Genomic DNA, 23746 nt, shown 5'->3' with positions numbered 1-23746 from the left:
CAAACGGGCCACGGGGGCCCGTGCCGTGCATCAGCCGATGCTGCTGGCCACGAGTTCGCGCAGCGGGCCGTGCATGTGGGGGTTGCCCACCACCGCATCGATGGAGGCGGGAAGATCGTTCAGATCCTCGCCCGCCGGGTCGGTTGCGTAGCCACCGGCCTCGCGCACGAGCAGGATGCCCGCTGCGCAGTCCCACGGCTTGATGCCCAGCTCCCAGTAGCCATCATACCGGCCTGCCGCGACCCAGGCGAGGTCGAGGGCGGCAGCGCCGAATCGGCGGATGCCAGCAACCTGCGGCATGAGCGCGCCCAGCGTGCGGGCAAATGACAGGCGGTTGCGCGCCGAGACCTTGGCGAACGGGATGCCGGTGGCGAACAGCGCCTCGTTCATCGACCGGCGGGCGGATACGCGCAGGCGGCGGTCGTTGAGGAACGCGCCCACGCCCTTTTCGGCCCAGAACATCTCGTTGACCACGGGGTTGTACACCAGCCCCGCCACGATCTCGATCGTGCCATCGGGCAGGCGGCGCTGCAGGCCGATGGAAATGGCCCAGTGCGGCACGCCGTGCAGGAAGTTTGTGGTGCCATCGAGCGGGTCGATCACCCAGCGCCATGTCCAGCCCTCGCTGCCCGAGGCCCCGCTTTCCTCCATCAGGAAGGCGTAGCCGGGCCGGGCGCGGGCCAGTTCCTCGTGGATGGTGGTTTCGGCCCGCAGGTCGGCCTGCGAGACGAAATCGCCAGGCCCCTTGATGCTGACCTGAAGCTGCTCGACTTCGCTGAAGTCACGCAGAAGGCGGCGCGCGGCCTTCTGGGCAGCGTTCTGCATCACCGTCATATGGGGAGAGAGTCGCATTGCCACGGTGATCGGTCCTGTCTGGTTCGGCGGTGGAACGGGTGTAGGGGGTGAAGGAAAGGCGGGTCGCGGCCTGCGGGCAGGCAGGCCACGGCCCCTGTGGGCTCAGGACTTGGCGCGCTCGACGTAGCTGCTGTCCTCGGTGCGGACCACGATGCGCTCGCCAGCTTCAATGAAGGGGGGCACCATGGTCTTGACACCATTGGACAGGCGGGCGGGCTTGTAGGACGAGCTTGCCGTCTGGCCCTTGACCACCGGGTCGGCCTCGACCACCTCGAGCGTCACCTGTGCTGGCAGCACGACGCCAACCGGGTCGCCTTCAACGAGGTTGAGCACCAGGGTCATGTTGTCCTGCAGGAAGGGAGCCTGATCGCCGAGCAGGTCAAGCGGCAGGAGCAGCTGCTCGAAGGTCTCGGGGTCCATGAGCACGATGTTGTCGCCGTCCATGTAGGAGTAGGTGTATTCCTTCTCCTCGGTCATCAGGCGTTCAACGGTGTCGGCAGTGCGCCAGCGCTCGTTGGTCTTGTTGCCGGTCTTGAGGTCGCGCATTTCCACCTGGATGAATGCGCCGCCCTTGCCCGGCGTGATGATCTGCTGCTTCAGGACCGTCCAGCGACGGCCGTCGTGCTCGATGACCTGCCCGGCACGGATCAGGTTTGCCTGCTGCTTCATGGTGGTCCCTGTATGGTTGTGGGAAGTATGGCGGTTCGGCTTCTAGCGCCCCGCGCGCGGAAGGGCAAGGTTTCGCGCCCCTCTTTTCAGCCCCGTTCGCGCGCAAGGCGGTGCAGCGTGCCATCAGGCGCCACTGCCGCGAGCATGCCATCGGGCCCGGTGCGCAGGTAATCCGGCCCGATCGGCACCTTGCCATGCCCACCGGGAATGTCGAGCACATAGGTCGGCCACGCAATGCCCGTCACCCGCCCGCGCAGGTCGGCCAGCAGGCGCTGCCCCTCGCGTATGGGCACGTGAAAGCGCGCGGTGCCGGGTGCCGGGTCAAGCTGGTGCAGGTAATAGGGGCGGATGCGGGCGGCGACCTGCGCGCGCAAAAGCGCCTCGAGGGCTTCAGGCGTGTCGTTTACGCCGCGCAGCAGCACGGACTGCCCCAGTACCGGTATGGCACGCGCCTGCACGCGGCGGATGGCGGCGCGGGCAGCGGGCGTGAGTTCGCGGGCATGGTTTATGTGCGCCACCAGCCACATCGAGCGCGTGGTCTCCAGCGCATCCGCCATTTCCTCATCCAGCCGGTCGGGGTCGGCCACCGGCACGCGGGAATGGATGCGGATGGTGTGGATATGTTCCATGCCCTCAAGGGCCTGCATGATCGCGCGCATGCGCCGCGGCGAGAGCATGAGCGGGTCGCCGCCGGTCATCACGACTTCATGAATGTCGGGGTGCGTGCGCAGCCAGTCCAGCGCGGTCTCGAGTGCGGCCTCATCGAGCACGCCGCCGCCGGGGCCGACATGCTCGCGGCGGAAGCAGAAGCGGCAGTAAAGCGGGCAGACCAGCAGCGGCTTGAGCAGCGCGCGGTCGGCATAGCGGTGCACGATGCCCGGCACGGGGGAGAGCGCGTCATCGCCAATCGGGTCGGGGTCTTCGGTGGGGTCGGTGTGGCCTTCCGCCGCATCGGGAATGACCTGGCGGCCGATCGGGTCATCGGGTGATTCGATCAGCTTGGCAAAGGCGGGGGGAATGGCGGTGGCGTAGTGTTGCGCCACGTTTTCCAGCGCGGGGGCCTCCGCGGGCGTGATCAGCCCTGCCGCAAGCAGGTCGGCCACGCTGCGCAGCGTGCGCGGGGGTTGGGGGGGATTGACCGGGAGTGCCATGCGGGGGCTGTACTGCGCGCCTTCCCTTGCTGCAACCCAGGAGCGTGCCCCATGCCCGAGTCCCTGTCCCCACGCCCCGACTGCGCCCGCATTGCCGACCGCCTGCCGCGGCTGCTGCGCCGCAACCTCGTGCTGCGCGGCGTGCGGGCCTTTTTTGATGCGCGCGGTTACACGGAAGTCGAGACCCCCTACGCCGTGCCGACTCCGGGCGAGGAGGTGCATCTCAAGGTGTTTGCCACCGAGCGGGCAGGCGCTGATGGCAGCCGCGAACGGCTGTGGCTGCACACCAGCCCGGAATTTGCCATGAAGCGCATCGTCGCCGCCACCGGCCTGCCTGTGTACCAACTGGCGCGGGTGTGGCGTAATGCCGAGGGCAGCAGGCTGCACGCCCATGAATTCACCATGCTGGAATGGTACCGCCCCGGCGCCACGCTGGGCAGCCTGATGGATGAAACCGAAGCCCTGCTGCGTGCCGTCCTGCCGCCGGTGGTGCGGGTGGGAGGGGATGAGATCAGTATTGCTACCCCCTTCGAGCGGCTGACGGTGGCCGAAGCCTTTGCCCGATATGCGGGCGTGGACATTCTGGCGCATGAGGGCGACGCCCCGGCGCTGGCTGAGGCCGCAGGCTGTGACCTGCGCCGCGATGAGACGTGGGAGGACCTGTTCTTTCGCCTGATGATGGCACGCATCGAGCCGCATATCGGCCGCACGCGCCCCACCTTCCTCACCCACTGGCCCGCAAGCCAGGCGGCGCTGGCCCGGCGTGACCCGGCGGACCCGCGCGTGGCGCTGCGTTTCGAGCTATATGCAGGGGGTATCGAACTGGCCAATGCGTTCGAGGAACTGACCGACCCTGCCGAGCAGCGCGCCCGCTTTGAGGCCGACCGGGCGCGGCGGCTAGGGCTTTACCCCGGCGAATCCGGGCTGGACTGGCCGATGGACGAGGCTTTCCTGTCCGCCCTTGGCAGCCTGCCGCCGTGTGCGGGTATTGCGCTGGGCTTTGACCGGCTGGTGATGCTGGCAGCGGGCACGAACCGCATTGCGGATGTGCAGTGGCTGGGAGATGCGTCGTAAACCATTCAAAATAAATAAAAGTTTTTGGTAAAGCTTTTTTCAAAAGCTTCAAAGAACACCGCTTTTTTGAAAAAAGGCAGCACCCAAAAACATTTGTTCTTTTTGGTATATTAGGATTTGCAACCTTCTGCCTCGCTGGTAAAAAGATCACCGGCCTCATGTCGGCAGGTATTCATCCCGTTCGGGATGCCTGAACCCGGTCATGGAGCATTTCTTACCATGTTGACGGATTACGACCTGCCCCCTGCGCTGGAGGCGGATCTGGTAGCGCTTGGCCAATGCCTGCTGGCGGGGACCAGACCGCCCATCGCCCTTGTCGCGGCGTGTGTTGCGGGGCTTGATGGCCTGCCGGCAGCGCAGGTTGTTACGGCGAGCGTGCGGATCAGAAACGCGCTGTGCTGTTTTTATTACCCCGTGGACCCTGAACAGGATCGCCGCCTGATATGCGGCGTGCTGGCCACCATGCCCATGCTGGCGCAGGTTCTCTTATTGCACCGCGATGGCCATGTGCGCGAGGCTGCCCTCAACGCGCTGGCCACCGTGCCGCGCTCGCCTTTCATGCTGGCGGCCCTTGCCATGCGCCTCAATGACTGGGCAGGCCCCGTGCGCGAGGCCGCTGCACGGTGCGCGGGCAGGCTGTTCTTGCAGGTTGCGCCTGATGTCGCGGTCGCCATGGGGCTGGCCCTGCGGGGGCACTGGCAGGAATGGACCCGTTGGGCGCCCGCGCAGGCTGTCTGCATGGATCGGCTGTTTGCCCGGCCCGCCGTGCGGGTGCAGCTGGTCGCGCGGTTCGCCACCGCATGCGATGGCCCGCTGGGCGTGACCCTGCGCGCCTTCCTGCGCACGCCGCTGCTTGATGCTGCCCTGCCCATGCTGGCGGGCATGGCACGGCAGGCCAGCGTGCGGGCCACGGCGCTACAGGTGCTGCTATGGGGACAGGCCCGGTGGAAAACGGGCATCCGGCGGGAATGGGTGAACAGGTTACTGGGCTTCAACCGCCCTGCGCCAGTACTGGCGCGGCGTGATATCAGCCTGCCCGTTGACCGCAATGCCCTGATCGCCTCGGCCCTGCATGACCGTTCGGCCATGGTCAGGCGCACGGCGCTGCGGGCATTGGCGCATTGCTGGCGGGATTTCCCTGATCTGGCGCTGATTGTGCCTGTGCTTGAGGCTGACCGGAGCCCGACCGTGCGGCGGTGGGCAGGTTACCTGCAGCGCCAGACAGGGGTCATGGATTAAAAGTTTTCGGGTGCCGCCTTTTTTCAAAAAGGCGGTGTCTTTCAAAGCTTTTATTCTTCTGCAGCTGCGATTGCCGTGTTCATGGCCTTTACGCCTGCACCCGGTCCATCAGGGTGCGACCACACCGCACTGATGACCGACAGGAAATCTGCCCCTGCGCGCACCAGCGTGCCGCAGTTCTCTGGCGTGATGCCGCCAATGGCCACGACCGGCAGTTCGATCATGCTGCTCCACCACGTGAGCAGCGCCGGGTCGGCCCGCACTTCGGTTTCCTTTGAGGGCGAGGGGAAGAACGCGCCAAACGCCACGTAGTCCGCCCCGGCCTCGCCCGCGCGCAGGGCCATGTCGCGGCTGTCGTAGCACGATACGCCGAGTTGCAGGCTGTCACCCAATATGCGCCGGGCGGTGGCCACATCGGTATCATCCATGCCCACATGCGCCCCGTCGCAGCCGCAGCTTACGGCAAGGTCGGGGCGGTCGTTCATGATGAAGGCCACGTCCCGCGCATGGGTTATGGGCTGGAGCACCTCCACCGCGCGGCGGATCGTGTCGTCATCGACGTTTTTAAGGCGCAGTTGCACCGCCGCAACCGGGCCTGCGTCCAGCGCCTCGGCCAGAAGGGGGGCGAAGGTGGCCGGATCAAGCGATTCGGGGGTGATGAGATAGAGCTGGCAATCGGTCATGTCGGGCCGATCCTATGCCACCGGGACGGCTGCGAACAGCCCCCGCATGGCCAGCCTTGCCATGCGGGGCACCGGCGGAAGGATCAGGCCTTCTGCGCGAAGATGCCGGTAATCTCGCCAAGCAGCTTCAGCGCCTCGGCACGCGGGCGCTGGAAGGTGTTGCGCCCGATGATCGAACCGAACCCGCCGCCCTGGTGGATGCCGCGGATGGTGTCGAGCAGGTGCGCGGTGGTGGTGTGCTCGCCACCCGAGAAGATCACGATGCGGCGGCCCGCAAAGGCCGACTGCACCACGTGGCGGATTCGCGCGGGCAGGGTGGCGATATCGACCTTCTCATCGATATAGACCTTCTTGGCCGCGGGCAGGCACAGGTCCTCGGTCGGGGGCTTGACCTTGATGATGTGGGCGCCAAGCTCGGCTGCGATATGGGCGGCATAGGCGCAGATGTCGATGGCCGTCTCGCCCGCCTTGTCCAGCATCGGGCCGCGCGGGTAGCTCCACACCACTACGGCAAGCCCCGCATTCTTGGCCTCGCGCGCCATCTCGCGCAGCTGCTCCATCTGGTGGAACTGGTAGTCGCTGGCGGGGTAGATGGTGAACCCGATGGCCGAGCAGCCCAGCCGCAGCGCATCGGCCACCGTGCCGGTCACGGCCTGGTTCTTCTGCGTGGTCAGGCTGTCGGAGCTGTTGCATTTGAGGATGGTGGGGATCTGGCCCGCAAACGTGCCGGCCCCGGCCTCGAGCATGCCCAGGGGCGCTGCGAATGCGTTCAGCCCGGCCTCGATGGCCAGCGAATAGTGGTAATGCGGGTCATAGGCGGGCGGGTTGGGGGCGAATGAACGGCCCGGCCCGTGCTCGAAGCCCTGGTCAACCGGCAGGATCACCAGCTTGCCGGTGCCCGCGAGCTTGCCGGTGTTCATGAGCCGGTAGAGGTTGGCTTTGGTGCCCGGCGTGTCACTTTCATAGTGGTCAAGGATGGCCTTGACCTGTGGTGTCAGCGTCATGTGTCGTTCCCCTTGGCAGATGGGTGTGCGTGCATCCTGCGCCTGCCCGGGCGGTCCTGTCATGGCATGCGGGGGGCACGCAGGTATCTTTCCAGCGCATCCCTCGCACCCTCTGGTGGCAGTTCCAGCGCATGCGGGCGCTGGTGCAGGACGTGGCCACCCGTCATGCGTGCCAGTGATGCCAGCGCATGGTGCTGCGGGGCCGTGGCGCTGACAATGACACCGCTCAATCCTGCGCGCAGGGCGGCTGCCGCATGGCCCGCCGCCTGCCCGCAGTCCAGCCAGGCGGGCAGCGGGCAGCCTGCCACCAGCGCCGCCCACCACGGCACCCCCATGAAACATCCGGCGCCCGGCGGGGAAACCACGGCGCACGCCATGCGTAGCGATGCTGCCGTGTTGGTGACCAGCGCCAGCTCTCCTGCGCCTGAAACTGTTATAAGCGGCATATAATGGTCATGTTTGTCGATCATGCTTGACGTTGAAACCGCACCGCGCGATCAGTTCAAGGGGAGGAATGAGGGAAAGGATGAACGTGTCTGATATTATCATGCCACCGGAACAGGACGCCGCGCGCTCCCCCTCGGAGGCTGGAGAGAATCCGGCTGACCGCCTTGAACTCGCCCTCAATCGCATCGCCTTCGCCCTTGATCGCCGCACGGCGGAGGCTGCCATCCAGCAGCCCCCCGCGCCCGATATCGACCTGCAGGCACTTGCCGCCAATATCGATGCGCTTATTGCCCGCGTGCGCGACGTGCTTGATGAAGGTGGGGAAACCACCAGCGGGGAGGAATAGGCCATGAGCCAGGTTACCGTGCGCATCAACGGTTTTTCCTACGCCGTGGGGTGCAAGGAAGGGCAGGAGAAACACCTCCAGGCCATGGCGCAGGAAGTCGAGCGCCGGATCGAGCGCATCCGCGAACTCGGTGGCCACAGCGGCGAGGGGCGGCTGCTTGCGCTCGCCGCCCTGCTCATGGCCGACGAGATCCATGACCTGACGGCGGAAAAGATGTCATCGGACACCGCCCACCAGCTTGCGCAGGGCCGGCAGGCGCGCATCGAGAACGCACGCCGCGCCGAGCAGCTTGCCCATCTTGTCGAGCGTGCGGAAAACATTGCGGACGCACTGGAAGAAGACTAGATAGAAAGGGCGGGGCTGCCGGGTGCGTCAGGCATGATTCAACCCCTGGGCCGATAAGCACTTCCTAGGGAGCTGGCACTGTCGTGATCGTGGTCACGTTATCTGGCGCCCACCTGCGTCAGCAGGTCCGGGAGGGCTGATCCGACCAACGGCCATGGCGGCTCCGTATCATTTCACATGACTTCCATCGCAAACGAATCGTGGTCCACCGCGCATGCCAAACAGGCCCTGCGTGGCGTCATGGCCAGCAGGCGGGCCGCCTTTGCCACGGCGCCGGGGCGCGAGATGGCCGAGAAGTCCCTCCAGCACCGCATGGTTCGCGCCCTGCGCGCCATGGCTGCCGCAGGCGATTCCGTAGCCCTTGTCTGGCCACTGCCCGGCGAGAGCGCGCTCCAGCCCGTCATGCACGCGCTCCACGCCGATGGCCTGTGCATTGCCCTGCCCGAAACCACGCCGAAGGGCCACAGGCTTGCCTTCCGCCTGTGGCAGCCGGGCTGCGCCATGCGCGCGGGCCGCTATGGCACATCCCACCCTGAAGGTCCCATCGTGCAGCCTGATGTGGTGTGCGTGCCGCTGCTGGCATTTGACAGGCGGGGCATGCGGCTGGGATATGGCGGGGGTTATTATGATCGCACGCTGGCCAGCCTGCCTGCGGCGCGGGCCGTGGGGTTTGGCTTTTCCTTTCAGGAAGTGGCGTGCATCCCGACCGGCCGGTATGACGTGGCGCTGCCCGCGATCGTGACCGAGCGTGAATGGATCCGGTGTCGTGGTGACGGGCGGACGCGGTAGATAAAGGCTGTTTTTTTGAGAATACTGTTTCTGGGCGATATTGTCGGGCGCGTGGGGCGCGAGGCCGTCATTTCCCGGCTGCCCGGCCTGCGGCGCGATCTCGCCCTCGACCTCGTGGTGGTCAATGGCGAGAATGCCAGCCACGGCTTTGGCCTCTCGCCCGCCATCGGCCGCGACCTGCTTGAGGCGGGGGCCGATGTCATCACGCTGGGCAACCATAGCTGGGACCGGCGCGACCTGATCGGCCATATCGGCAGCGAACCCCGCATCATCCGCCCCGCCAACTACCCGCCCGGCACGCCGGGGCAGGGCAGCGTGGTGGTGGAACTCGTCGATGGCCGCAAGGCGCTGGTGGTCAGCATCATGGGGCGGCAATTCATGGATGCGATGGATGACCCCTTCCGCAGCGTGACCGATATCCTCTCGCGCCACCGGCTGGGCGTGACCATGCACGCCGCCGTGGTGGACGTGCATGCCGAGGCCACGAGCGAGAAATGGGCCATGGGCCATTTCCTTGATGGCCGCGTGTCGCTGGTCATCGGCACGCACACGCACACGCCCACGGCGGACCACCGCATCTTCCCCCACGGCACCGCTTTCCAGACCGATGCGGGCATGTGTGGCGACTATGACAGCGTGATCGGCATGGGCAAGGAGGCTGCCATTGCCCGATTCGTGCGCAAGATGCCCGGCGAGCGCCTGCAACCGGCGGAGGGTGAAGCGAGCATCGCAGGCATGATGGTGGAAACCGATGATGCCACCGGCCTGGCCCGCCGCATGGCCCCGGTGCGGCAGGGCGGGCATCTGGCCCCGACACTGCCGGATTTCTGATCAACAGATCAAAGTTCTTGGTGAAGCTTTTTTCCAAAAAGCTTCAAAGGAATGCCGCCTTTCTGAAAAAAAGGCGGTACCCAAAAACTTTTATGATTTTAATGATTTAGCGGAAAGCGGGCTCGTCAAACCCGCGCAGCTTGCGCGAGTGCAGCCGGTCCACGCCCTGCGCGCGCAACTGCTGCATGGTCTCGATCCCCACCACCAGATGCTGGCGCACGCGCTCGCGGTAGAAGGCATTGGCCATGCCGCGCAGCTTGAGCTCGCCATGCAGCGGCTTGTCCGAAACACACAGCAGCGTGCCGTATGGCACCCGGAAGCGGAAGCCATTGGCCGCGATCGTGGCTGATTCCATGTCCACCGCAATGGCGCGGGATGTGTTGATGCGCGTGAACAGCGCACCCAGCCGCAGCTCCCAGTTGCGGTTGTCGGTGGTCATGACCGTGCCGGTGCGCAGGCGGGTCTTGACCTCGGCATCATGCAGGCCGGTCACACGGGCGGTCACGTCCTGCAGTGCCATCTGCACCTCCGCAATGGGGGGCACGGGCACCCAGGGCGGCAGGTCGTCGTCCAGCACGTGGTCATCGCGCAGGTAGCCATGCGCCAGCACGTAGTCGCCCAGCTTCTGGCTGCGCCGCAGCCCCGCGCAGTGCCCCACCATCAGCCAGCAATGTGGGCGTAGCACGGCCAGGTGGTCGGTAATGGTCTTGGCGTTGGCGGGGCCCACGCCGATGTTGATGAGCGTGATGCCATCGCCATCGGGGCGGCACAGGTGGTAGGCGGGCATCTGCGGCAGGTTCTGGCCAGCATGGGTGGCCGCGTGCGGGGCGTCGCGGGTGTGGATGATTTCGCCCGGCTCGACAAACGCCGTGTATTCCGACCCCGCATCCACCTGCGCATGCCCGTATTCACGAAATGCATCGACATAGCGCTGGTAGTTGGTGAGCAGGATGAAACGCTGGAAATGCCTTGGCGCCGTGCCGGTATAATGGTGCAGCCGCGCCAGCGAGTAATCGGTGCGCTGGGCCGTGAACAGCGCGAGCGGGCGCGGCACGCCGGGACGGGGGATGTAGTCGCAATTGGCGATCGAATCATCGGTCACGTGCAGGTCAGGCAGCGCGAAATGGGCCTGGATCCAGGCAAGGTCGGATTCGGTCAGCGAGGTCACCGCCTCCTCCATCACGTAGGAGAGCGGGATGGGCTGGCGCGACAGGCCGACCATGACCGGCGTGCGGTAATGGCGCAGCAGGCTTTCGATCTGTTCGCGCCAGTAGGCGCCAAACAGGGCAGGGCGGGTGAGCGTGGTGCCATAGAAGCCGGGCTCGAGCACCACGTCAAAGGGCGGGCGCGGCCCGTCGGCGGGCAGGGCCGTGGCGGGCATGAAGGCGAGGTAGGGATAGACCGCGTTTTCCAGGCCCGATGTATCGCGCGTGGCGAAGGCGCGGCGGATCAACCCGGCGGCGTGGTCATAGAGTTCGGTAATGCGGGCCACGGCGGCATCGGCATTGTCGAAGGCGTGGAAGTCATGCCCGGCCTGCTGCAGGAGTCGTGCTGTGTCCATGGCGATGAAATCTCCCGGCTGCCCGCGCGTTATCGGCGGATCAGGATGTAGTTGATGGTCAGGTCGATGGGGAAGGTATCGCCCTGCATGTCGGGTGGCACGGGGGGGAGCTGGGCGTTGCGGAACATGCCCACCGTTGCCGCATCAAGATAGTACGAGCCGGACTGCCCGGTCAGGCGCACCTTGGTCACGTGGCCGTCGCGGTCAAGTTCCACATGCACTGACGAGGGGCCTTCCTCGCCGGCCTGTGCGGCTTCCTGCGGGTAGTACATATGGCTGCGGATCCAGCGATCGAGTTCCGCGCCATAATCCTCGCTCACGCCCCTGATCTGGGTATTGCTGGAATAGGGGGCGTTGACCTTGCCATTCTGCACCACCGGCCCGAGCGAAAGGTCGATCGGCCCGCCGGTGCCGCCCGCGCGCCCCTGCTTGCTGCGCCGGGGCAGGGGGGAGGCGGAGAGCGACCAGTTCATCGGGTGCTGCAACGCCGCATAGGCATTGGGCGCGGACTGGCTGTGCGACTGCTGGGCCGGGCGGCTGCCATGGCCGGAGTTCTGCATGGCGGGGTTGAACTGGTCGTGCTGCTCCGCCTGCGGCACAGACAGGTCGGAGGGCGCATCGCTCATTGGCGGGGCGGAGGGGGTCTGCTCGCTGGCGGTGTTGGGGGAGGGTGACGAATCCTCGTTGTTCTGCTGCGGGTTGTCTGTCTTTTCCTGCGCGCTGGGTTGCTTGTTCTGCGCCTGCTTTGGTGCATTCTGCCCGCCCGCCATGTCGGGCGAGGACTGGCCCTGCAACCCGCTGGACGAGGGGGGCGAGAACACCATCTCCACCTGCGGCTCGGTCTGCGAGGCATCGGGCGTGCCGTGCTGGCTGTGATGGGCGGATTCAATCAGGATCGCGGCGAGGAGGGCGGCATGCAGCAGCCCCGATATGGCGATGGCGCGCCCTGGCCCGGGCGTTTCCACCGTGTCGGGCCGGATCAGGCCCGACATCATGGGGCGCAGCTTGCGGTAGCCGGGTGGTGGCGACACGGGGGTGCCGGGCAGCAGCCTTTCGCGCCCGGGCGGGTTGTACTGTTCCGTGCGGCCATTGCGTGGCAGGCCGCCCCCAGCAGGCGGGTCGCGGGGGATCAGTACGGGCTCCACGGCATCTGGCCGCCGGGAGGAGGGACTGAGTGTCACCGTCATGAAAGGCTGCGGGTCTCCGCCATGTGGATCTGTTGCCGGGGCCTGCCTGCCTGCCCTGGCATGTTGCCAGCATAACTGACGCCTGGGGGGGGGCTGTCAAGGACCGGATGCGTAACGGAGGGCTACTTCAGTAGCTTTCGACAAAGTTTTCCAGCAGTTCGGCGAATCTCTCCGGGTTTTCGACATGCAGCCAGTGCCCTGCCCGCTCGATCAGTTCCAGCCGGTAGCACGGAAAAAGCCTGCGCATGATGGCATAATGTTCGGGGCGGATATAGGGCGAATTCCCGCCTGCCAGGAACAGCGTGGGGCCGGGATAGGTATAGCCTTCGGGGATGTAGGGCCAGCTTTCGACATTGGACATCGATTCCACCATCTCGCGCAGGCCGATGCTCCAGCCGGGATTTTCCCCCACGCGGATGTTCTGCAACATCAGCGCGCGCACATCGGTGTTGGGGATGTAGTGCTGGAGCAGCCGCTCCGCTCCCGCCCGGTTGAGAAAGGGCGGAAACGGCACCCGCAGCATCTGCTCGCCCAGCGCGAACTGCCCGTGGCCGGTGCGCGCGGGCGGGATGTCGGCTACCAGCAGGCTGTGCACCATGCCCGGTCGGGTCAGGGCCAGGGTCATGGCCACCTTGCCGCCCATGGAGTGGCCGACCAGCGTTGCGGGCAGCGCGTTGTGGTGGGCCAGCGTTTCCAGCAGGTCGCCCGCCATGGTGTTGTAGTCCATCAGCCCGTGCGGGCTTTCGCCATGGTTGCGCAGGTCGATGGCCAGCGTGCGCCTTGTGCGTGCGAGCCTGCGCTGGAAGAAGCCAAGGTTGCGCGCCCGCCCGAACAGGCCGTGCAGCAGGACGATGGGGGGCCTGCCGGCCGTGTCGGGCCCGCTCTGCTCGGGTCCGCGCTCAATGACGTTCAGTAGCACCAGCTTGTGTTCCTATCGTCCGGTCGTCTGTCGGGGCAGGCTGTTGCAGGTCCAGCATGATCTTGCCCATATGGGTTCCGTTTTCCATGAGTTTATGGGCGTCGGCAACCCGCGCAAAGGGGAAGGTGGCATGGAGGAGCGGGCGGATGGCGCGCTGTGCCAGCAGCGGCCAGACATGGGCCTCCAGTTCGCGGGCGATTTCAGCCTTGTAGGCTGCATCACGCGGGCGCAGCGTGCTGCCGGTCACCACCAGCCTGCGGGTCATGATGCGAGCAAGGCTGACCCCATCGGCCTTCGCCCCGCCCTGGAGCGCTATGATGACCAGCCGCCCGGCAACGGCAAGGGATTTGAGGTTGCCCTCCATATAGGCCCCGCCAATCATGTCGAGGATGACATTCACCCCCGCGCCATCCGTCAGTTCCTTTATGCGCGTGGGGAAGTCCTCGGTGCGGTAGTTGATGGCGGCGCGCGCCCCCAGCGTGGTGCATAGCGTGCATTTCTCGTCCGTGCCGGCGGTAGCGTAAACCGTGCCGCCCAGCGCATGCACGAGCTGGATGGCCGTGGTGCCGATGCCGCTGGTGCCGCCATGCACCAGCACGCTCTCGCCGGGTTTCAGCCCCGCTGTCATGAACAGGTTGGACCATACGGTAAAAAATGTCTCGGGGAGTGCGGCCGCATGCAGCGCGTCAAACCCTGCGGGCCATGGCAGGCACTGGCCCACGGGCACGGTGCAGTACTGCGCATAGCCCCCGCCATTGACCAGCGCGCACACCCGCGCGCCCGGCATGGGAAAGGCATCGGGTGGCACGCCTTCGCCCACCGCCACGACCTCGCCCGCCACTTCCAGCCCCAGCAGGGGGCTGGCGCCCGGCGGCGGTGGATACAGCCCCTGGCGCTGCATGATGTCGGGACGGTTGATGCCTGCGGCCATGACCCGCACCAGCACCTCGCCCGCGCGGGGCCGGGGCACGGGCACGGTGGCGATGCGCAGGGAATCGGGGCCACCCGGTTCGCTTGCGGTCACGGCCTGCATGGTGGCGGGGGGTGGCTGGGTCATGGTCTGTCCTTGCGTTGGTGGAGGCTCCCAAGGTGTAGGCGATATGGCGGCTGCGACCAGTGCGCGGGCCGCGCAATCGAGCAAACGTGTGCGCACCAACAGGGCCGGACATGAAAAAAGCGCCGGAACCCGCAAGGTTCCGGCGCTTTTCATGTCGGTCCCGTTCCCCGTGGAGGGAGGCAGGATCAGACGGAGTAGTACATTTCGAACTCGGCCGGGTGCGGCGTGTGCTCGAACTTGTAGACTTCCTGCCACTTCACTTCACAGTAGCTCTCGATCTGGTCCTTGGTGAACACGCCACCGGCGAGCAGGAACTCGAAATCGGATTCCAGCGCGGTCAGGGCTTCACGCAGGGAGCCGGCCACGGTCGGGATCTGCTTGAGTTCCTCCGGCGGCAGGTCGTACAGATCCTTGTCCATGGCATCGCCGGGGTGGATCTTGTTCTTGATGCCGTCGAGGCCGGCCATGAGCATGGCGGCAAAGGCGAGGTAGGGGTTCGCGGTCGGGTCGGGGAAACGGACCTCGACGCGCTTCGCCTTCGGGCTGGTCGCATACGGGATGCGGCACGAGGCGGAACGGTTGCGGGCGGAATAGGCCAGCAGCACGGGTGCCTCGAAGCCCGGGATCAGGCGCTTGTAGGAGTTGGTGGACGGGTTGGTGAAGGCGTTCAGCGCCTTGGCGTGCTTGATGATGCCGCCGATGTAGTACAGCGCCTCATCGGACAGGTCGGCATAGCCGTTGCCGCCGAAGGTGGGCTTGCCGTTGCGCCAGATCGACTGGTGCACATGCATGCCCGAGCCGTTATCGCCATAGATCGGCTTGGGCATGAAGGTTGCCGTCTTGCCGTAGGAATGGGCGACGTTGTGCACGCAGTACTTGTAGATCTGCATGAAGTCGGCGGAGCGGACCAGCGTGTCGAACTTGGTGCCCAGCTCGTGCTGCGACTGTGCCACTTCGTGGTGGTGCTTCTCGATGGGCAGGCCCATCTCGCCCATGGTGGTCAGCATTTCGGCGCGCAGGTCGCCTTCGCTGTCAACGGGTGCGACCGGGAAGTAGCCGCCTTTGACGCCCGGGCGGTGGCCCATGTTGCCTTCGGGGTAGTCCTTGAGCGACGCGCCGGGGCCTTCGATGCTTTCAAGCTCGTAGGTGCCGAAGTTCGGGCCGGTGCCAAAGCGCACGCTGTCAAAGATGAAGAATTCGGCTTCGGGGCCGAAGAAGGCGGTATCACCCAGGCCGGTCGACTTGAGGTACTGCTCGGCCAGCTTGGCGGTGGCGCGCGGGTCGCGGTTGTAGAACTGCCCGGTGGAGGGCTCCACGATGTCGCAGATCAGGATCAGCTGCGGCTTGGCGGAGAACGGGTCCATCACCGCGGTGGTCGGGTCAGGCAGCAGGATCATGTCGCTTTCGTTGATGGCCTTCCAGCCAGCAATCGAAGAACCGTCGAACATGAATCCTTCGCGGAAGGTGTCATCCTCGATCGTGGTGACGTACTGGGTGGTGTGGTGCCACTTGCCGCGCGGATCGGTGAAACGCAGGTCAACCATCTCGACCGCGTTTTCCTTGATGATTTCAAAGACCTTCGCGATGGCTTCAGCGGAATGCGACGGTGTGGAAACCGAGGCTGAAGCCTGTGCTTTTTTTGCCATGTTAATTACCTGTCCTGACTTTGGTGTGCCGTTCCATGCGGCGCGGCGGTTATGGTTACGGAAACGCAGGGCCGCTGTCGATAGGCCAGCGGCCATGAGACCCATGTTTGCAGGCCAACCCTCAGATGGCGTCAGGCCCCCGCTCGCCCGTGCGGATGCGGATCACCTCGCTGACGGGGGTGATGAAGATCTTGCCATCGCCAATGCGGCCGGTGCGGGCCGCGGCCATGATGGCCTCGACCGCGCGCTCGGTCATGTCATCGGGGCAGACGATTTCAAGCTTTACCTTGGGCAGGAAGTCGATGATGTATTCCGCGCCGCGATACAGTTCCGTGTGGCCTTTCTGGCGGCCAAAGCCCTTGGCCTCGGTGACGGTGATGCCCATCAGGCCGATCTCATGGAGGGCATCCTTCACCTCGTCGAGCTTGAAGGGCTTGATGATGGCCTCGATCTTTTTCATGCCTGTTGGTCTGTCTTCCGTCTCATGGCATCTGTAGTGCATGCCGCCCGTGTTGCCGTGGCAGGGTTGCACGGCTTTCGTTTTCAGGCAATCGGGTGATATGGGCAAAAATGCGCATTGCCCGCACCCATGCGCACACGGACAGGATAAGACGATGAAACCCGCCAACGCGATGCTTTCAGGGCTGCCGACCACCATTTTTTCCGTCATGTCGGCCCTGGCCGTGGAGCATGACGCCATCAATCTCGGCCAGGGCTTTCCAGATACCGAAGGCCCGGCCGACCTTGTCGAGGCCGCCGCCAGCGCCCTGCGCGACGGGCGCAACCAGTACCCCCCGCTCGCCGGCCTGCCCGAGCTGCAGGGCGCGGTGGCGCGGTCGAATGCACGTTTTTATGGCATTGCCGTCGAGCCCGCGCGTGAGGTGGTGGTGACCTGTGGTGCGACCGAGGCCATCACCGCCTCGCTCATGGCGCTGGTCAACCGGGGCGACGAGGTGGTGGTGTTCGAACCGCTATACGACACCTACCTGCCGGTGCTGCGCCTGCTTGGCGCCGTGGTGCGCACCGTGCGCCTCGCCCCGCCACGGTGGGACCTGCCGCGCGCGGAACTTGCCGCCGCCTTTACCCCGCGCACCAAGGCCATCTTGCTCAACACGCCCATGAACCCGACGGGCAAGGTCTTCACACGTGATGAGCTGGAATTCATCGCGGGCCTCGTGGCGAAGCATGATGCCTATGCCGTGTGCGACGAGGTGTACGAGCACCTGACCTTCGCCCCCGCCCGCCACGTGCCGCTGATGGCGCTGCCGGGCATGCGCGGGCGCTGCATCCGCATTGGCAGTGCGGGCAAGAGTTTCTCCATGACCGGGTGGAAGGTGGGCTACGTCACCGCGCCCGCGCCGCTGGCCGCCCTCGTGGCCAAGGCGCATCAGCTGCTCACCTTTACCGTGGCGCCCAACCTGCAACGCGCCGTGGCGGTGGGGCTGGACAAGGACACGGCCTATTTCGAGCGGCTGGCCGAGAGCATGTGCTCGGCGCGCGACTGGCTGGCCGAAGGGCTGGGCCGGGCCGGATTCGACGTGCTGCCGTGCGATGGCAGCTACTTCCTGATCGCCGATATCGCGCCGCTGGGCTTTGCGGGGGGCGATGTGGCGTTCTGCCAGCAGATGACGCGCACGGTCGGGGTGGCGGCGATTCCCGTCTCGGCCTTCTATGATCAGGCGGGGGCGGATATTCCCGATCGCTACGTGCGTTTTGCGTTCTGCAAGAAAACGGGCGTCATTTCGCAGGCGGTGCAGCGGCTGCAGGGCGTGCGCGGACAGCTCTGCGCGGAAAATACATGAAAATGCAAAAAGGGTAATTGACGGGTTTGCCCGCCTTCTCTAAATAACCGCTCCAGTTGTGGCGGACGTAGCTCAGTTGGTAGAGCGCCGGTTTGTGGTACCGGTGGTCGCGGGTTCGAGCCCCGTCGTTCGCCCCAACCCGTATTTCCCTTAAAATCAGAACATTTTGTCCTGTGCGGCTTTTCAGCAGAAAGCCGTCGGCCCGAACGTGCGCGCAAGCCCCAAAGCCAGCGGCAGCGGCGTAAGGCCGAGCTGCGTGCGCATGGGGGTAATGTCGAAAATCTTATCTTCCATGAGCCGCCGGACCTCGGCAGGCGTAATGACGGGCAGCCCCGGCAGCCTGAGCCGCGCCAGCGCCATCAGCACGGCACCCGGCACCGGCAGCACCGGGCGGGGCCCCAGCCCGGCGGCCAGAGCCACCATGCGCGTAAAATCCCGGTAGCTGACCTGATCCCCGCCCGCGATAATCAGGCTATGCGGTCCATGCCAGTCGCGCCCGATGGCGGCGAGCAGCGCGCGGGTGACATCACCCTGCCAGATGGGCTGGAGCCGCGCGCGCCCGCCGCCAGGTAGCGGCAGCACCGGCAGGCGGCGCATCAGGGCGGCCAGGCGCTGCACATTGTTCTCGCCCGTTGCGCCATAGATCATGGTGGGGTGCAGCAGCACGCCGTTGCGACCCGACCGGGCCAGCGCCTGCGCGCCGTGCAGCACGCCGCGCGCATGCGCATCGGGCCAGCGGGTAAAGAGGCGCGTGCTGCCCAATGCAACGAGTCGCGCCTGCGGGGGCGCCACCGCCAGCACGGCGGGCAGGTGGCGGGCATGGGCGGTCAGGACAATGGTGGTGGCATCGCGCAGGGCGTGGCGCAGGCGGGCGGGATCATGCGCAAGGTCGGCCAGCCGGGCGGGGACGGGCAGGCGGGTTGCCTGCCAGCGCGCGCTGTCGCGCACGATGGGCACGAAATCCTGCCCCCCGGCCCGTAGCGCCTGGCACAGCGCCAGCCCCGAGCGGCCATTGGCCCCGATGACATGCACGGGGCCGGAGCAGGGCATCAGGGTGTGGAAATGGTCAGGCCCAGCGGGGCCGCGACCGACGGGTCACCCGCCATCGACAGGGCAACGCCCAGCATCATCAGGTTGACCGGCTTCATCGGGCGCAGTGCGATCTGCAGCGGGTGGTCCTGCGGGGATTGCAGGAACCGGCCCATGGCGCGCAGCGAGGCATCATCGGACGTGGCCAGGGCTGCCAGCAGGTTCTGGCGGTAGACCTCGGGGTCGGTATTGCGGCTTTTCGCCAGGCCCGCCAGCACATGGCTGGCCAGGGAGTGGTCCTCCCACGTCATGGCGGCGGAGACGATGCGCGCGGTCTCGGGGATGATGGCCATGTCATCAAAGGGAATCTGGTCCAGCTCGGCCACCACGGTCAGGTTGCCCATGTCGGCCGACTCGATGGTCATCGGCTCGAGATGCACGCGCCCCGCACTGCGGTCGCTGGTGCTGTTGATATGGATGTTGCCGTTGAAATGGTCATAGCCGAACGCATTGAGAATCGTCTGGTTATCATTGCCGGTGGACCACAGCGTGAGGTCGCCCAGCGTCGTGTCCATCTTGTCCTCTGTCGCGGTGGAGAAGCTGGAGGTGGCGACATGGTCGATCTGGAGCATGGGGTGGGTGCTGTCGATCTCCACCTTTTTCAGGTCCATCGTATGCGGATGGCTTTCATGGATCAGGTGGCCCGACTGGATCAGGCTTGCGACCTCGCTGGCAAAATCCGGTCCGTCGATCTTGAGGTGATCGACCGAGATGCGCCGCGTGGGCGTGAGGTTGATCTGGGTGGCCAGCCGGTCGAGGTCGAGATGCGAGGCGCGGCCCACCCCGTACTGCTCCACGGTCATGCGGGCGACGGTGACATCGGTCTGGCTGGCGGGCACGGCAAGGTGCATGTTGGTGAACGTGCCATCATCGAGCACGAGGGAATCGAAGCCGAGCGGGCGGCTGGCATCGGCACTTGCGCGGGCGGTGTTGGGCAGCACCAGGTTGCGCAGGTCCACCTCATCAAGCGAGATGGTACTGCTCTGGGTCATGATCTTGACATCGCGCAGCACGATGCTGCCGATCTTCTCGCCCTGCACGTTGTTGCCGCTCAGCCCCCCCAGCCGCACGTCAGCCGCGATCAGCGTCATGGCGGGGTTGCGGTAGGTGACGGCTGTGAAATGCGCGCCCCGCGCCAGCGTGCGCGGCCGGGCCGTGGCGTAGCTGAACGTGGCGTTCGGCCCGATGGAGGCGCGGAAGTCGGCTATGCCGGCTTCAAGCCTGTGCTGGGCAAAGTGATGCACCCCCCAGCTGCCAACCAGCAGCACCAGTACAAGCAGGGGAATGGCGGGATAGAGTTTCTTCACGAGGCTGATATCCGTAATGACCTTGAACTGACTGCTATCGCATTGTGCCCCCCCTCGGCAATCGCCCGTGGAAAGGTCGTGATGCGAAAGGTGGCGGTATCATGATACCACACACGATTTTTTAGCGGAAAAATGCCGCCGTTGCGGGATTATGTGCTTGACGTTTGCACATGATGCGGCTGATAACGCGCCACCTGTTACCGCTACATTACTGGACGGAACACTAGATCCATGAAGACCACACTTTCGCTGAAGCCCGCCGAGGTGACGCGTGGCTGGACCCTGATCGACGCCGAGGGCCTCGTTCTGGGCCGTCTGGCCGCCATCGTTGCCCAGCGCCTGCGCGGCAAGCACAAGCCGCAGTTCACCCCGCACGTTGATTGTGGCGACAATATCGTCATCATCAACGCCGAGAAGGTTCGCCTGACCGGCAACAAGGTTGACCAGAAGCTGTTCCATTATCACACCGGCTACCCCGGCGGGATCAAGGAGCGCACCATCACCCAGCGCCTGACCGGCAAGAACCCCGGCCATGTCGTGCGCAAGGCGGTCGAGCGCATGATCACGCGCGGCCCGCTGCAGCGCGCGCAGATGAAGCACCTGTATGTCTATGCCGGCGCCGAGCACCCGCATGAGGGGCAGAAGCCGCAGGTTCTCGATGTTGCATCGCTCAACCGCAAGAATGCCGTCAACACCCAGAAGGTCGGGGGCTGAACCACATGTCTGAAACCCAAGAACGTACAGGCACGCTTGCTGACCTCAAGGAAGCCGTTGCTTCTGGCCAGGTGACGTCCTCGCAGGAAGCTGCTCCGGTTTACGAAGCCAAGCGCGATGCGCAGGGTCGTGCCTACGCCACCGGTCGCCGTAAGGATGCCGTGGCCCGCGTGTGGATCAAGCCGGGCAAGGGCGACATCATCGTCAATGGCCGTCCGGTCGGCACCTACTTCGCGCGCCCCGTGCTGCGCATGCTGATCACGCAGCCTTTCCTCGTGGCTGACCGCTACAACCAGTTCGACGTGTACTGCACCGTCGTTGGTGGTGGTCTGTCCGGCCAGGCCGGTGCGGTCCGTCATGGCATCAGCCGTGCGCTGACCCACTACGAGCCCGCGCTGCGCAGCATCCTGAAGGCTGCTGGCTTCCTGACGCGCGATTCGCGTGTTGTTGAACGCAAGAAGTACGGCCGCGCCAAGGCCCGCCGTTCCTTCCAGTTCAGCAAGCGCTGATCCGGTTTTCCCCGCAGCCCTGTGCTGCGGGGAACAGGTTTTTCAACGGGGTCGGTCCAGCAATGGACCGGCCCCGTTGTGCGTTTGGGAGGTTTTACACGAAGGGATTGTCCACCTTGGCGGGTTTGCGCGGTGGCAGGGCATCGGGCAGGTCTTTCTGGGCCTCAAGCGTCGTGACCACCTGTTGCATGAACGTCAGCAACGCCTGTGCGCGGGCCAGCCCGGCCTTGTCGCGACTGAAATCCGTCTGGCCATAGAACGCGATGCTGTCGGTGCCGTTTTCCACTGTCATGCCGCCAATGGTGCGGCTGGCGCTGTTATCGGCAAAGGGCACAAGGGCGGGGGAGTGGGCGGTCATGGTCATGTCTCCTTCTCCAGAATGGTCCTTGCAGGCAGGTGCAAAATCAGCCCACGAACAAGCAGGAGTTTTTGGTGAAGCTTTTTTCAAAAAGCTTCAAGGAACGCCGCCTTTTTGAAAAAAGGCGGCACCCAAAAACTTTTATTTTTTTATCAACGTTATCTTACCAGCGATAATACACACGCCGCCGGGTATGCCGCCGCGCGTGCTTCGTGGTCGCGCGCGCATGGCCAAGCGGCAGCGCCATGCAGCTCTGCTTGACGCTGGCTGGCAGCGCGGGGAAGGGATCGACGCCGGTGATACGGGTCAGTTCCGCCACGCTGACATGGCTGCAACCGGGGCTGCGCGCCACATTGTGGCAGACATACACGCCCGATAGCTGCCTGTGGGGGTCATAGACCGCCTTCCATGTAGAGGTGGGCACCAGCACCCGGTCTGGCCCGATGGCCGACAGGCTGCTTGCGTGGAAAGCCGGGCCGGTGACCACGTAAAGATTGCCCGTGCGCAGGGCGAGGCCCCGCACGGCGGATTCGATCTCGGCCCAGCGGCCCCGGTTCAGCACCGCGCGCTGGGGCACGATGTTGGAGAGTGCGAAGGTTTCCTGCTGGCTCTGCCGGTCGGGCATGTCGCCCGAGGGGGCCATGTGCCCGCGATCGAAGCCGGAGCGCACGTAATCCTCAAGCTGTGCGCGCGCGCCGGGGGCAATGCGCGTGTCGGGGTGGAATTCGCCTTCGCGCGGGGTCTGCATGGCGGCGCGGACCATGGCGGTGTCGAGGTGCTCGGCCGCCCAGAGTGGCTCACGCGCCAGGGCGGAATACAGTACGGCGAAGCGGGTGCTGCACAGGAGTTGCGTCCCACGCGCCAGTTTCGGGTTATCCACCACGGGCAGTTGCTGGCCTGCGCCGAGTTCCGCGCAGCCTTCGGCGCGTGCGGGCAGGGTGGCGACAAGGGCCGTGGCAAAAAACAGCGCGGACCAGGCCATGCGCGGGCGGAGAAAGGGGAGGGGCACGCTCTGGTGTTATCCATCTGTTCTGGTAAAACGGCGGCTTATCCATGAAACATCTGGTGGAACAGGGCAATGGCTGAACGACCCGATCAAGGCAATCCGCGCCAGTCGCAGCCCTTTATCATGAATCGGCGCGAACTCGCCCCCACCCCGCGTGAACGCCGGTTGCGGCTGGTGCTGCGCGTGGTGACGGTGTTGCTGCTGGTAGCAGCCCTGATTGACCTCGTGCTCCAGTACGTAAAGCACCCCGCCTAGCGCACGCAAAGAAGAATGATAAAAGTTTTTGGCAAATCTTTTTTCAAAAAGCTTTGAAAACAAATGCTTTTTAAAAAAGACAGCACCTTCAAACCGGGGGCAGCCGGTTACCGCGCGGCCTTGCCCGCGTTTGAGGGGGGCGGCAGGTCGGTCTCTGGCGTGGCGCGACCGAGCGCAATGGTTACGTCCACCGTCTCCTGATTGACCAGCGCATCGAACCGGGGGTCGATGACCGGGTTGCGCGTGGCCGCCGCCATGTCGCCAAAGCGCAGATGCGCCCAGTCAATCCGCGCATCGGCCGCGCGGGTCATGTCAAAGCCCACCATCGGGTGGCGGGTGCCATCGGGGGCGGTGTAGAACCAGTCGAAATGGCAGCTTGCGGGCGCGCCGCGCTGGGTAAAGAGCGCATGCACGAAGCCCGGCGTCACATCGATCTGCAATGTGTTCATGAGGTAATGGGGGATCTGTTCTTGCAGCGCGGGTGTTACCTGCGTGTTGAACAGCCCTACCTGGATCATTTCGGGCATGTGCGCCAGGAAGGTCGTCTGGTTGATGCTCATCTCCACCCGGCAGGGTGTGCTCTGGGCAAAGCGGGTTTCAATGCCCCAGGCATGGGCCGTGGTCTGCGGCCCCATGATCGGGGCGGGATAGGCCGGTGCCGCATGGCCCGGAGCAGGCGGCAGGGCCATGGCAAGACAGGCCCCGGCAGCCCCGATCAGGCGGCGCAGGCGTTGCAGGTGGGGGAGGCATGCAGGGCGGTGCAAGGCGGGAGCGGTCCGTATTCAGGGTCAGGAAAACAGTTCTGGCCTCTTTCCTGTCATGAAGTGCGGCTTCTTGCCAGCCCTGCCCGGCAGGCGGGGTATGCCTCATGGCAGGGTTGCATATCAAATCTATGTAATTGAA

The 23746-nt window shown here is 65.3% G+C and carries 27 protein-coding genes, 1 tRNA gene and 1 other RNA gene; 12 read left to right on the top strand and 17 right to left on the bottom strand.

Annotated elements, in window-relative coordinates; translation table 11 throughout:
* Nucleotides 1-30: 30 nt before the first annotated feature.
* From DV027_RS13110 to DV027_RS13100, 3 genes are all read right to left on the bottom strand, one after another.
* Nucleotides 31-852, bottom strand: a complete 822-nt coding sequence (locus tag DV027_RS13110) for an inositol monophosphatase family protein (RefSeq protein WP_165399199.1) — start codon at nucleotides 850-852, stop codon at nucleotides 31-33.
* A 105-nt stretch (nucleotides 853-957) separates the two neighbouring features.
* The gene (efp, locus tag DV027_RS13105) at nucleotides 958-1524 is read right to left on the bottom strand and encodes an elongation factor P (protein ID WP_061272374.1); all 567 of its coding nucleotides are present in this window, start codon (nucleotides 1522-1524) and stop codon (nucleotides 958-960) included.
* Between the two features lie 86 nt (nucleotides 1525-1610).
* A complete protein-coding gene (locus DV027_RS13100) occupies nucleotides 1611-2675 on the bottom strand; it encodes a lysine-2,3-aminomutase-like protein (protein WP_130732445.1) in 1065 nt (354 codons plus the stop codon).
* 51 nt (nucleotides 2676-2726) lie between these two features.
* On the opposite strand from DV027_RS13100, the gene epmA reads away from it, so the two are divergent.
* Entirely contained in the window at nucleotides 2727-3749 is a 1023-nt protein-coding gene (gene epmA, locus DV027_RS13095; RefSeq protein WP_130732444.1) for an EF-P lysine aminoacylase EpmA, read from the top strand.
* Nucleotides 3750-3968: 219 nt separating this feature from the next.
* Entirely contained in the window at nucleotides 3969-4988 is a 1020-nt protein-coding gene (locus tag DV027_RS13090) for a hypothetical protein (RefSeq protein ID WP_130732443.1), read from the top strand.
* 50 nt (nucleotides 4989-5038) lie between these two features.
* On the opposite strand, the gene thiE is transcribed toward DV027_RS13090, so the two are convergent.
* The 3 genes from thiE to DV027_RS13075 all read right to left on the bottom strand — a co-directional run bounded on the left by thiE (nucleotide 5039) and on the right by DV027_RS13075 (nucleotide 7121).
* Complete coding sequence (gene thiE / locus DV027_RS13085; protein ID WP_130732442.1) at nucleotides 5039-5671, bottom strand: thiamine phosphate synthase; 633 nt, start codon at nucleotides 5669-5671, stop codon at nucleotides 5039-5041.
* 83 nt (nucleotides 5672-5754) lie between these two features.
* Nucleotides 5755-6675 (bottom strand): class I fructose-bisphosphate aldolase, encoded by a 921-nt coding sequence (locus DV027_RS13080; RefSeq protein ID WP_130732441.1) that lies wholly within the window; start codon nucleotides 6673-6675, stop codon nucleotides 5755-5757.
* A gap of 59 nt (nucleotides 6676-6734) precedes the next feature.
* Nucleotides 6735-7121 (bottom strand): hypothetical protein, encoded by a 387-nt coding sequence (locus DV027_RS13075; RefSeq protein ID WP_242621904.1) that lies wholly within the window; start codon nucleotides 7119-7121, stop codon nucleotides 6735-6737.
* 80 nt (nucleotides 7122-7201) lie between these two features.
* On the opposite strand from DV027_RS13075, the gene DV027_RS13070 reads away from it, so the two are divergent.
* From DV027_RS13070 to DV027_RS13050, 5 genes are all read left to right on the top strand, one after another.
* Nucleotides 7202-7468 (top strand): hypothetical protein, encoded by a 267-nt coding sequence (locus tag DV027_RS13070; protein WP_130732439.1) that lies wholly within the window; start codon nucleotides 7202-7204, stop codon nucleotides 7466-7468.
* A 3-nt stretch (nucleotides 7469-7471) separates the two neighbouring features.
* Entirely contained in the window at nucleotides 7472-7813 is a 342-nt protein-coding gene (locus DV027_RS13065) for a cell division protein ZapA (RefSeq protein WP_130732438.1), read from the top strand.
* 9 nt (nucleotides 7814-7822) lie between these two features.
* A non-coding RNA gene (gene ssrS, locus DV027_RS13060) (6S RNA) lies at nucleotides 7823-7981 on the top strand.
* Between the two features lie 9 nt (nucleotides 7982-7990).
* Complete coding sequence (locus tag DV027_RS13055; RefSeq protein WP_130732437.1) at nucleotides 7991-8602, top strand: 5-formyltetrahydrofolate cyclo-ligase; 612 nt, start codon at nucleotides 7991-7993, stop codon at nucleotides 8600-8602.
* Nucleotides 8603-8617: 15 nt separating this feature from the next.
* Nucleotides 8618-9433 carry a TIGR00282 family metallophosphoesterase gene (locus DV027_RS13050; protein ID WP_130732436.1) on the top strand — a complete coding sequence of 272 codons (816 nt, stop codon included), beginning with the start codon at nucleotides 8618-8620 and terminating at the stop codon, nucleotides 9431-9433.
* Between the two features lie 106 nt (nucleotides 9434-9539).
* Here DV027_RS13050 and DV027_RS13045 read toward each other — a convergent pair whose 3' ends face one another.
* From DV027_RS13045 to DV027_RS13020, 6 genes are all read right to left on the bottom strand, one after another.
* Nucleotides 9540-10994 carry an AMP nucleosidase gene (locus tag DV027_RS13045; RefSeq protein ID WP_130732435.1) on the bottom strand — a complete coding sequence of 485 codons (1455 nt, stop codon included), beginning with the start codon at nucleotides 10992-10994 and terminating at the stop codon, nucleotides 9540-9542.
* Nucleotides 10995-11023: 29 nt separating this feature from the next.
* Entirely contained in the window at nucleotides 11024-12181 is a 1158-nt protein-coding gene (locus DV027_RS13040; RefSeq protein WP_130732434.1) for an energy transducer TonB, read from the bottom strand.
* Nucleotides 12182-12308: 127 nt separating this feature from the next.
* Entirely contained in the window at nucleotides 12309-13100 is a 792-nt protein-coding gene (locus DV027_RS13035) for an alpha/beta fold hydrolase (protein ID WP_130732433.1), read from the bottom strand.
* Nucleotides 13081-14157: an NAD(P)H-quinone oxidoreductase gene (locus tag DV027_RS13030; RefSeq protein ID WP_207303489.1), complete on the bottom strand. Its 1077-nt coding sequence runs from the start codon at nucleotides 14155-14157 to the stop codon at nucleotides 13081-13083. The genes DV027_RS13035 and DV027_RS13030 overlap by 20 nt, the downstream gene beginning before the upstream one ends.
* Before the next feature lie 185 nt (nucleotides 14158-14342).
* Nucleotides 14343-15803: a type I glutamate--ammonia ligase gene (gene glnA / locus DV027_RS13025; protein WP_130732432.1), complete on the bottom strand. Its 1461-nt coding sequence runs from the start codon at nucleotides 15801-15803 to the stop codon at nucleotides 14343-14345.
* Between the two features lie 121 nt (nucleotides 15804-15924).
* The gene (locus tag DV027_RS13020) at nucleotides 15925-16263 is read right to left on the bottom strand and encodes a P-II family nitrogen regulator (protein ID WP_110569573.1); all 339 of its coding nucleotides are present in this window, start codon (nucleotides 16261-16263) and stop codon (nucleotides 15925-15927) included.
* A 154-nt stretch (nucleotides 16264-16417) separates the two neighbouring features.
* Here DV027_RS13020 and DV027_RS13015 point away from each other — a divergent pair, with 154 nt between their 5' ends.
* Both DV027_RS13015 and DV027_RS13010 read left to right on the top strand, forming a co-directional pair.
* Nucleotides 16418-17605, top strand: coding sequence for an aminotransferase (locus DV027_RS13015; protein WP_130732431.1), 1188 nt, complete (start codon nucleotides 16418-16420; stop codon nucleotides 17603-17605).
* 61 nt (nucleotides 17606-17666) lie between these two features.
* Nucleotides 17667-17742: transfer RNA gene (locus DV027_RS13010), tRNA-His, on the top strand.
* A 46-nt stretch (nucleotides 17743-17788) separates the two neighbouring features.
* Here the strand turns inward: DV027_RS13010 and DV027_RS13005 are convergent.
* Entirely contained in the window at nucleotides 17789-18655 is an 867-nt protein-coding gene (locus DV027_RS13005; protein WP_130732430.1) for an SDR family oxidoreductase, read from the bottom strand.
* The gene (locus tag DV027_RS13000; protein WP_130732429.1) at nucleotides 18655-20001 is read right to left on the bottom strand and encodes a hypothetical protein; all 1347 of its coding nucleotides are present in this window, start codon (nucleotides 19999-20001) and stop codon (nucleotides 18655-18657) included. Before DV027_RS13000 ends, DV027_RS13005 begins: the two co-directional genes overlap by 1 nt.
* Before the next feature lie 231 nt (nucleotides 20002-20232).
* Here DV027_RS13000 and rplM point away from each other — a divergent pair, with 231 nt between their 5' ends.
* Both rplM and rpsI read left to right on the top strand, forming a co-directional pair.
* Nucleotides 20233-20715 carry a 50S ribosomal protein L13 gene (gene rplM, locus DV027_RS12995; RefSeq protein ID WP_130732428.1) on the top strand — a complete coding sequence of 161 codons (483 nt, stop codon included), beginning with the start codon at nucleotides 20233-20235 and terminating at the stop codon, nucleotides 20713-20715.
* A 5-nt stretch (nucleotides 20716-20720) separates the two neighbouring features.
* Nucleotides 20721-21224, top strand: coding sequence for a 30S ribosomal protein S9 (gene rpsI / locus DV027_RS12990; protein ID WP_010510194.1), 504 nt, complete (start codon nucleotides 20721-20723; stop codon nucleotides 21222-21224).
* 94 nt (nucleotides 21225-21318) lie between these two features.
* Here the strand turns inward: rpsI and DV027_RS12985 are convergent, their stop codons facing one another.
* The gene (locus tag DV027_RS12985; protein ID WP_130732427.1) at nucleotides 21319-21582 is read right to left on the bottom strand and encodes a hypothetical protein; all 264 of its coding nucleotides are present in this window, start codon (nucleotides 21580-21582) and stop codon (nucleotides 21319-21321) included.
* 163 nt (nucleotides 21583-21745) lie between these two features.
* Complete coding sequence (locus tag DV027_RS12980) at nucleotides 21746-22564, bottom strand: DNA/RNA non-specific endonuclease (RefSeq protein WP_130732457.1); 819 nt, start codon at nucleotides 22562-22564, stop codon at nucleotides 21746-21748.
* A 96-nt stretch (nucleotides 22565-22660) separates the two neighbouring features.
* Here DV027_RS12980 and DV027_RS12975 point away from each other — a divergent pair, with 96 nt between their 5' ends.
* Entirely contained in the window at nucleotides 22661-22843 is a 183-nt protein-coding gene (locus DV027_RS12975; protein WP_130732426.1) for a hypothetical protein, read from the top strand.
* Between the two features lie 107 nt (nucleotides 22844-22950).
* Here DV027_RS12975 and DV027_RS12970 read toward each other — a convergent pair whose 3' ends face one another.
* Entirely contained in the window at nucleotides 22951-23607 is a 657-nt protein-coding gene (locus tag DV027_RS12970; RefSeq protein WP_242621902.1) for a hypothetical protein, read from the bottom strand.
* Nucleotides 23608-23746 lie beyond the last annotated feature (139 nt).

Source organism: Komagataeibacter xylinus, assembly GCF_004302915.1.
Classification (GTDB): Bacteria; Pseudomonadota; Alphaproteobacteria; order Acetobacterales; family Acetobacteraceae; genus Komagataeibacter; species Komagataeibacter xylinus_C.
The sequence above is the reverse complement of the archived record's forward strand: the minus strand, read 5'-3'. Positions and strand labels throughout refer to the sequence as shown.